Genomic DNA, 5,123 nt, shown 5'->3' on the forward strand with positions numbered 1-5,123 from the left:
GCAATAGGCGCATCGCATGATCGAAGTGCCCGACGCCAGGAAGGATCAGCTTCGAGGCGACCTTGAGGTCAGCCGCTTTTCGGGCGATCGAAACCTCCATATTCGCTCGATTGTACACGCTTGCAAACGCTGTGACGTTGCCAAGGCCATAATCGACAATGCAAATCATCTGACCATCATCTTCTGCACGCCCAAGATCCGGAGGACCTTCGTGCCCAAATCGATCATGAACATGCTGTGCTTGTAGTCCCTATAACTCTTGTTCGGCCCATTCATCAGCGCGCGCAGTTCGTCCACGGTAAAATCGAGCTTGTGCGCAACATACTCAAATTCATGTTCGATCGTGTTTTCGTCGTACGCAGGTTTGGCAATTTTCTCGATTGCCTCCTCTCGGCTCATCTGGCCGGTGAGGATCAGGCTCGAAAAGTGAGCTCGACGCTTGTCGAAGCCAAATTTGATCGGAAGCCAGTAACCTTCGTAGAAGCGCGTAAACCGGGATTCATAGTGCTTGTGGGCATATTTCTGCCAGCCGAAGCGATCGGCGAGCTCCTGCATCGCCTCATCTTTGACATACCGAAAATTGTTGAGCGGTTTGATAACCCGCATTCCCTTGACGAAGGGATAGTAGAGTTTGTGAGTGAAGATATCCGTGAGCGGAAAGGTCTTCAGCTCGCGCGATCCAAACTGCGAATGAATATCCTTCAGCTGGCGCAAATCTGTCGCGTGGTAGTGCCATTCCAGCGGCTCGCGTACACACTCGGTCGAGAAATTCGCTCCGGTGATGACGTATTTGAAGCCGTGAGCCGCCGCAAAGTTGTAGAGACCGGCAAAGAAGGCATGATCTTGAGGCGTATCGAGGTGAGGTACTTGAGCCATAAAGAAGGCCCGCTGGAGGTCCTTCATCTCCTCCCAGTCGACTACCTCCGTGTGGAGATCAAGCCCGAGCCCATCGACCAGTTTCTCTATGTTATTGACCGATTGCTGCGAATTCCAGCCGGCGTCAACGTGAAAGATCAAGGGCCGTAGCCCGAGCTTCTCCTTGGCGAGCAGCGCGACATACGAGCTATCGACGCCGCCACTCACCCCAATAATGCAGTCGTGGTCTCGCCCTCGGCCTTCTTTACGAATCCTTTCGGCTATCGAAAGCATCTCACTTTCGCCGCGCGCATCCGGATGCCAATTGGGCAGGATATTCACGTGGTAATTATTACAATAGTCGCACCGGCCCCTCTGATCAAAGCTGATCTTCGAGTCGGACGTGTCCATGATGCAGTTCGTACAGATCTGGTACGTACGCTTTGAAGTATTCATACTGTAGCGCTTGGGTGCTGTGTTTCGGCTGAGAGAGGACTGTGGTTTTGGACCACTCGCGTGTAAATCGCCAGAAGTTTCTTCGCGTTCCGGCTAGGGATGAAGTTGGTTTCGGCAAGTCGCTTCGCGTTGGCGCCCATCCGCCGCACTTCGTCCGGTGCGTCGGCAAAGTGCAGGATTGCATCGGCGAGCTTCTGCGGATTCCTTCCGGGGACAGCCAGCCCCGTCTCACCGTCTATCAATGTGTCAGGAAACGGGTTTTCGATTGCCACAATCGATGGCACTGAGGAAAAAGCAGCCTCGAAGACGGGTCGTCCCGGCGCATCAAAATGAGACGGGAAGGCGATCACATCGATCCGCTGGTAGACGCGTTGAATGTCGATCGTAGGCCCCAATAGATGAAAGATATCCGACAGCCCCTCATCACGGACCCGGATTGCCAGTTCCTCCTGCACATTCTGCGCAAGTCCCGCGGCGGCGAGAAGCCTCGCCTTAAAGCCTGAGTCTTTCACCGTCGTACCGCCGACCACCACAAACTCGACGTCTCGGCCGGCCGCCCTAACCAGCTTCGCCGCCTCGAGCAGATCGAATAACCCCTTTGAACGATGCAAATTCCCAACGAACCCAACTTTCAACGATGTGGGCCGAAGTGCAGCAAGCTTCGATTGCATCGCCGGGTCGGGCTGGGCGAGCATCATTGGCGTGAACGAGTTCTGGATGACATCAACGTTCAACCAATCCGGCAACGTTGCTCTTGTCGTCTCGTTGATCGCTATGATTGCCGCCGCATACTTGCGTAGTGTTCCAAACAACCACCGGCACCTTAGGGATTTTTCGTCCAGGCGGGCTGGTGAGCGGACGTGAACAATCAGCGGCGCCCTGAAAAGCGAGCGGGCCAACAGTCCCGGAATGATGCACAGGACTTCATTGATGTGAATGACATCGATCTTCTTCCAGCGCCGTCGAGCCTTGATCAGCGCGATAAAGGTGAACGGAAGGTAGAAAATCTCCCGCATCAAGATCAGCCAGCGCACCCCGCGGTAGTAGCTGTAACGAGTGTTGTCGAATTTGGTGAGCCCGCGCGTGACGACCATCTCTTTCGAGATCTGCGAATAGAAGTTCAACGCAGTCCCCTCCACGGCGACAAAGTAAGGCTCTATGGCATCCGTTGCCAGCGGCCTCACAATTTCGAAAAGGCTTCGTGAAGCCCCGCCGAGTGGCCCGTCTCCGTCCACGTACAACACCTTCATCGATTCCGCTCCGCAAGACGCGATGACAGCAGGATCCCTACAGAGTTCATGGTCATCTCGCCGAGACCCGAAATCGCTCGAGCTTTTGCCCTGGTAAGTAGCGCAAAATGTCCTTGGGGCCCGGTTGCCTAGAAAGCTGATCGCCGCTGAGGACGTACACATCGCCTGTGTGCACGCACCGCCATTCGCCTGATCCGGCCAGCGGAAGGTCGATTTTCTCACCGTACGCGCTCACCCACCCCTTCTGACGCGCGGGCGCCCCAAGCATAAGGGACCAATCTTTTGTGCTATTGGTTAGAACTGCGCCAGCACCAAGAAAGCTCCCGCTGCCAACTGTAATTCCCGGAACGACCGTCGAATTGGCTCCCAGGGTGGCGCCCGTTCTAACAAGCGTCTTCTTAAAAACTTCCCGCCTATTAATTGCCGCGCGTGGAAAGGCTATGTGCGTGAACACCATGAATGGTGCACAGAACACAAAATCCTCAAGTTCGACGTGCGAAAAGACAGAGACAGAATTCCCGAGCCTGCACCCGTTTCCGACGACAGCGGAATTTCCGATGTAGGTATTCTGGCCGAGATTGTTGTTTTCGCCGACGACTGCGCCGGCCTCAAGATGTGAGAAGTGCCAGATTGAGGTATAGTCGCCGACTCTGGCGCCTGCATCGACAACGGCACTCGGATGAATAAAGACGGTCGTGTTGTTCATTGCTACTGTTCCGCGTCACCAAGTTGGGACTTCATTTCCGAGCCTTGCGCGAGTGGCGAGACGTCACCGATAAATCCCTTTGTCCCCCGTATCATGATCAAGACCAAGATCACGAATAGACCGTCCGACGGGTGAAAAACACTTCCCCAACTCATCATGAGCGAAAACAACGCTGGAAAGCAGGCACATGCCCAGCGATCGTCTTGCAAAGCAAGGCTCCTCAGGCGCGCGACCAAAAACACGGTGAAAAGGGAGCCAGGCAGGCCGAACATGAAAAGGAGTCTCGTTGGCAGCGCCTCGCTACCTCCGCTGATGAGAACCGTTTCCGGGTTTTCCATACTCGTGGCGACAAGATTGTAGAAATCGGAACTTCCCCAGCCACCCAGCAATGGACTGGAGAGGAACAGCTTGAATTGCTGGCTCCAGAGCCAGGGGCGATAAAGCTGATAGGAGATCTGGTCGATCGAGAGACCTGTTTCACCTCGCAATAGCAGCGCCGATATGCCAGGGAAATTCTGGATTTCAAAGATGACGCTTGCTGACGCGACAGTCAAAAGAACAAACCCAAAGCCGGTCAACAGAGCGATCCAGAACATCCAATAAGGGCGTGGCGTCGACCACCGGCTGAACCAAACCCGAAGCGCGGCGTACAAGAGCAAAGCAACGGCGGCAGCGCGAACGAAAGAGAAAACGAGAAAATACAACGCGACGGCGCATACGATCGGATACGAACGCACCAATTTGGGGTGGCTCGTCAAAATCAGCAGCAGCGCAAGTGACAGAATGCCGGAATAGGCAATGTTCGGAAAAAAAGAGACCCTCCAAGTTCCATAAATCGGATGCGCTCTGCCCGGAAGCAGGCTGTAAGGGTTCCAATCGGTAAAGCACAGGATTGCCGCACCGGCCAGCAACAGAATAAAGTAGAGCCGAATGACATCGCGGACGTCCAATTGCACGCGCTCCGTCAACAGCCATCCTGTCACGAAAACGAGCAGCCCCAGTTGTGCTACGGCGCGGATGTCTCCCACATAAAACTGCCAAGCGCTTCCCACTATACACAACAACAACAAAGGCTTGCCACGCTCAAACAACGCGCGCGTGATTTCCGGAAGACTCCACATTGGAACGCCGATCGCCAACGCGAGATAGGCGAGATACTGCCACGTGTCTCGGCCGAACGTCGTGAGCTGTCCGACCTGCAAACTCAGGACAAGCGACGCAGAACAGAAGAACAAGGCAGCACGATTCCGGCTTGCGCGTGACGCCTCCTGATCAACCGCGTGCGAAGGGACTAGCGAAGTCGCGGTCAAATCAGACATCAGCGTTGGCGAATTCGCCCCGATTTGTCGACCGCGATTGACTGGCAGCACGCTCAAGGTGGACCAACAGCTTTCGCATATTGTTGACGAATCCTGGTTCCGAGAAGCGATACGTCTCTTCCTCACCAAAGGTAACTGGCAATTCAATGATCTCCCACACGTCGGCAGGATTCATCGCCAGAAACACATGGATAGAGTCCACAGCCGGCAGAAGCATTTCATGGCCAGCAAGAGGAAGAACGACCGTCCGCACGCCAAGCGCTGCGGCATCGAAATGACACGCAGATGCAATGCTCAAGTGCAGATCTGCGTCCGCAAGCAGATCGAACACGTTTGGGAGGTCGGCGCCTTTAATCAAACGAATTCTCTCATCCGAGCGGATGTTCGCAAATTGGTCGGGATTCTGGTCGTAGACTGGATGCAGCTTGATGGAAAGCCGCCAATTTAGCGTAGAGGGTGCCGCGCTAGCCATAGCCTTGATCCAGCAGACCAGTCTTTCAGTATCCAGTCCCTGAGAGGTCAGCACCAGGTCAACGT

At 54.8% G+C, this 5,123-nt stretch carries 5 protein-coding genes; all 5 read right to left on the minus strand.

Features of this window, described 5'->3' with window-relative positions:
* Positions 1 to 165 precede the first annotated feature (165 nt).
* The gene (locus IF809_RS37880) at positions 166 to 1,311 is read right to left on the minus strand and encodes an N-acetyl sugar amidotransferase (RefSeq protein WP_462840021.1); all 1,146 of its coding nucleotides are present in this window, start codon (positions 1,309 to 1,311) and stop codon (positions 166 to 168) included.
* Positions 1,308 to 2,561 carry a glycosyltransferase family 4 protein gene (locus IF809_RS37885; RefSeq protein ID WP_462840022.1) on the minus strand — a complete coding sequence of 418 codons (1,254 nt, stop codon included), beginning with the start codon at positions 2,559 to 2,561 and terminating at the stop codon, positions 1,308 to 1,310. The genes IF809_RS37880 and IF809_RS37885 overlap by 4 nt, the downstream gene beginning before the upstream one ends.
* Positions 2,562 to 2,613: 52 nt before the next feature.
* Positions 2,614 to 3,267, minus strand: a complete 654-nt coding sequence (locus IF809_RS37890; RefSeq protein WP_462840023.1) for an acyltransferase — start codon at positions 3,265 to 3,267, stop codon at positions 2,614 to 2,616.
* Between the two features lie 2 nt (positions 3,268 to 3,269).
* Positions 3,270 to 4,586 (minus strand): hypothetical protein, encoded by a 1,317-nt coding sequence (locus IF809_RS37895; RefSeq protein ID WP_462840024.1) that lies wholly within the window; start codon positions 4,584 to 4,586, stop codon positions 3,270 to 3,272.
* A partial coding sequence (locus IF809_RS37900; RefSeq protein WP_462840025.1) for a hypothetical protein occupies positions 4,579 to 5,123 on the minus strand: 545 nt, incomplete at its 5' end. The genes IF809_RS37900 and IF809_RS37895, both read right to left, overlap by 8 nt.

The sequence above is a fragment of the Bradyrhizobium sp. UFLA06-24 genome (assembly GCF_054967145.1).

What these genes read in the sequence shown, in the direction of transcription:
- IF809_RS37895 (WP_462840024.1), bottom strand. Translation starts at nt 4,586, where the DNA reads ATGTCTGATTTGACCGCGACTTCGCTAGTCCCTTCGCACGCGGTTGAT.
- IF809_RS37890 (WP_462840023.1), bottom strand. Translation starts at nt 3,267, where the DNA reads ATGAACAACACGACCGTCTTTATTCATCCGAGTGCCGTTGTCGATGCA.
- IF809_RS37885 (WP_462840022.1), bottom strand. Translation starts at nt 2,561, where the DNA reads ATGAAGGTGTTGTACGTGGACGGAGACGGGCCACTCGGCGGGGCTTCA.
- IF809_RS37880 (WP_462840021.1), bottom strand. Translation starts at nt 1,311, where the DNA reads ATGAATACTTCAAAGCGTACGTACCAGATCTGTACGAACTGCATCATG.